The sequence below is a fragment of the Candidatus Hydrogenedentota bacterium genome, assembly GCA_012523015.1.
In the GTDB taxonomy this organism is placed as follows: domain Bacteria; phylum Hydrogenedentota; class Hydrogenedentia; order Hydrogenedentales; family CAITNO01; genus JAAYBJ01.
The window spans coordinates 1-3,301 of the sequence record JAAYJI010000274.1; the positions used below are offsets into that span (position 1 = coordinate 1).

Sequence of the window (3,301 nt, forward strand, 5' to 3'; positions counted from 1 at the left end):
AGACAACACGCCGCTTTGTTGCAAGCTTGCCCATCCAAGAGATCCCTACAGACTATGTTCTCTTTCGGCGTATGGAACGGGAAGACTTGGACAACGAAGCCGTAAAGAGTGTTACTTTAGTGGTAAACCCGGATCAGCTATCGGCTTTGGTGGTCATGGCAAATCATGAGCATCCGGAACGGGAAAACGTGGGTATACCCTACGGAGCCGGATGCCAGGTTATCGGGATCTTTATGTACCGTGAAGCTGAGAAAGAGCACCCGCGCGCCTTGGTAGGCTTAACCGATTTGTCGGCAAGGAAAAATTTGGAGCGGCTCATCGGCAAGGACAAAATGACCTTTTCCATGACGCCCAAAATGTTTCAATGGATGGAAGAGAACGTAGACACCAGCTTTTTCAAGCGCCATACCTGGGCTGCGCTGCAAGAAACGACAAGGCCTTAGCACGAATTTATTGTGCTGTCGGTCTCGTGCTTGATTCCGATCTTTAAGTGCAAGCAAGTCAAGCCCCTTCCACACTACCCATTAAATCTGCAAATTCTGATTGATCGTTTCCATTCATGCCAACGGAATACTGTTAAGCCTCCGCTTTTTGGTCCGGTTGTTATGAGCGTTTCTGTGTTTCATGAGCGCGCTTCCTTCAGCAAATTCATTTGGGGGCCGATTACCCAGAGAAAAATGGAGACGTGTCTCGTTATAACGTACCTTCCAAATCATACTCAATTGTTGTGCGTCTTTAAGGGAAGTAAAATAATTCATTGCTAAAAATTCGTCGCGAAAATGACTATTAAAAGATTCGACATAGCCATTTCTCCAAGGGGCTCCCGGAGCAACATATAAAGACCCAAGAGATATCTTTTCATACCATGTTTGCATTTGTACAGCAATAAATTCCGATCCGGTATCCGAACGAATATGACAGGGAACACCATGCGCAGCCATAAGATCTGATAACACACCAACAATGGCATCGGCTGTGAAGGAGCGACGCACTTCCAATGCTTGGCATACATGTTCCACAGACTTTCCAGCATTCAAAAGACGATCCGCGTCCTGAAGTTTGCGAAGGATCTGTTCCGGATGGAGACGTTTCCTTTTCAACATAATCAAGTCTCCTTGACCGAAGGGCAGATGGGAAACTCTCAGTATGCATGGACCAGTCTACGGGGGGCGCACATATCCCTATACGTATTAAATATTATTTTATTAATATTCAAAAAATAGGTTGACATTTAGCCGGGAATCGGGTATTCTATAGTTAAGAGAATGTTTAAAATCTAGGAATATGGGGACACAAGCTATTTATCTATAAAATTTAAATCCACATCATCTAAATCTGCGCTCCAAACAAAAATATAAAGTTTTTTTTATAATAGAATCTTTAATTGACTTAAAGGAAAAGGAGTTTAGTCATGAAGAGCGATGGAAGGTCTGTAGCGTTTTTAGTTTGTATGAGTTTGGGTATGTTACTTTTGGCGCCGGCAGTAGTGGCACAGCCCGTTTTTTACGTGGATAAGTCTGCGGCGGGCGGCAATGGGTCAAGCTGGCAGAATGCCTTTAAAACGATTCAGCCCGCAATTGATGCGGCTGCCAACGCAGGCGGCGGTCAGGTTTGGGTTGCAGGCGGTCCCGCTGCGTCTCCCCTATTTTACAACGAAACCCGTTCCGAGGTGTGGGGCGGTGTTGCCGGTTCGTTGGTCATGAAAGATAACGTTCATGTCTATGGTGGTTTTGAAGGGTGGCGCGGCGGCACGGGTAAGCAAGAGACACAATTAAGCGCGCGTTCGCGTTATCTGAACGTGGCGGTCATTGATGGTTCGACGGCGCGCGGCGGTTCTGCCAAAGCGTATCACGTGGTGGTCTTTGGTAAAAGTACTACAGCAACGGTGAATGCACGGCTTGATGGTTTTCATATTACGGGCGGTAATGCTGTTGGCGACGGTACCAACTATCACACCTATCGCGGCGGCGGTATTTATAACTGGCTCTCTAATCCCGATATTGCCAACTGCTACATTTACGGCAATGAAGCGGAGTCGAGCGGCGGCGGCGTTTCCAATGAATCGTCGACAACGGTGATGGCCCGCGGTACCTATACGAACTGCGTCATTGTGGGCAATACAACGCGCCGCAATACGGACAATGTCAACAGCCCGATCCGCGGCGGCGGCGGCATGTTTAACAATCAATCAGCCCCCATGTTGATACATGTAACGATATGTGACAACACGGCAGTTGCGACGCCCGCTATTTCCGGTACTAATATCAATTTTGGTTTCGATAGCGGCGGTATCTACAATTATGCCGACAATTCTATACCAATGCCTATTTCTGCGCCACAAGTTATTTCGAGCATTATTTGGGACAATACCGGCACTGATGGGATTGTGAATGAAAGCGCCTATAAGGACGGTAATCCCCCGATAATAGATCCCCCTAATTTTCCGATGATTGTCACTTACAGTAATGTTCAAGGCTCCTATTTCGGAACGGGCAATATTAGCCTGGCGCCGAATTTGAGCGGGGCTTTCCCATGGGCATACAGAATTACCGGCGCCCCTTGCGTGGATGCAGGCAACTCTTCGCTGACCAGTGATATTCTTGGCGTGGCTCGTCCGATCGGCGCGAACCCCGATATGGGCGCTTATGAATATAGCCCAACCAATCCTGTGGCACAATGCAAAAATGTTAGTGTAACCCTTGACTCGAACTGCTCTGCCACCTTGGGCGCAAACAGTGTCGACGACGGCAGCACAGCCGAAGCGGGCATCTTGAATATGACACTGTCGCAATCAACCTTCAGCGGTGTAGATATTCCGAGCAAGAGCGTAATTTTTACGGTCACCGACCAACTCGGTCGTCAAGATTCTTGTACTGCCACCGTGACCGTGACCGATTCCATTCCTCCGGTTATCACCACTTGCCCCGCAAATCAAACCTTAAATCTAAATGCGAATTGTCAGGTTGCAATACCTAATTTGACAAGCCTTCTCATTGCTTCGGATAACTGTGGTATTGCCACGAAAACACAAGCGCCTGTAGCCGGTACCATGGTATCCGTTGATACAGAAGTCACGCTGACCGTCACTGATGTAGGCGGCAATTCTGCGAGCTGTAAGACCTGGGTATATGTTCAAGACGTAACTCCACCCCAGATCACGAGCTGCCCCGCAAACCAGACTTTGAATGCCGACGCAAACTGTCAGATTACCATACCTGATTTGACAAGCCTTCTCGTTGCTTCGGATAACTGTGGCATTGCCACAAAAACACAAGTGCCTGTAGCCGGTACCGTAGTATCC

The 3,301-nt window shown here is 48.0% G+C and carries 3 protein-coding genes; 2 read left to right on the top strand and 1 reads right to left on the bottom strand.

The window, feature by feature from the left end; all coding sequences use genetic code 11:
- Positions 1-443 (top strand): DUF169 domain-containing protein (locus GX117_12070; GenBank protein ID NLO34065.1); only part of this gene is annotated, 443 nt, incomplete at its 5' end.
- 114 nt (positions 444-557) lie between these two features.
- Here the strand turns inward: GX117_12070 and GX117_12075 are convergent.
- Entirely contained in the window at positions 558-1,103 is a 546-nt protein-coding gene (locus GX117_12075) for a transposase family protein (GenBank protein ID NLO34066.1), read from the bottom strand.
- Positions 1,104-1,411: 308 nt separating this feature from the next.
- Here GX117_12075 and GX117_12080 point away from each other — a divergent pair.
- The coding region (locus GX117_12080; protein ID NLO34067.1) for a hypothetical protein at positions 1,412-3,301 on the top strand (1,890 nt) is incomplete at its 3' end.

Excerpts from the sequence above, each read along its gene's own strand:
- GX117_12075 (NLO34066.1), bottom strand. The coding sequence starts at position 1,103 with ATGTTGAAAAGGAAACGTCTCCATCCGGAACAGATCCTTCGCAAACTT.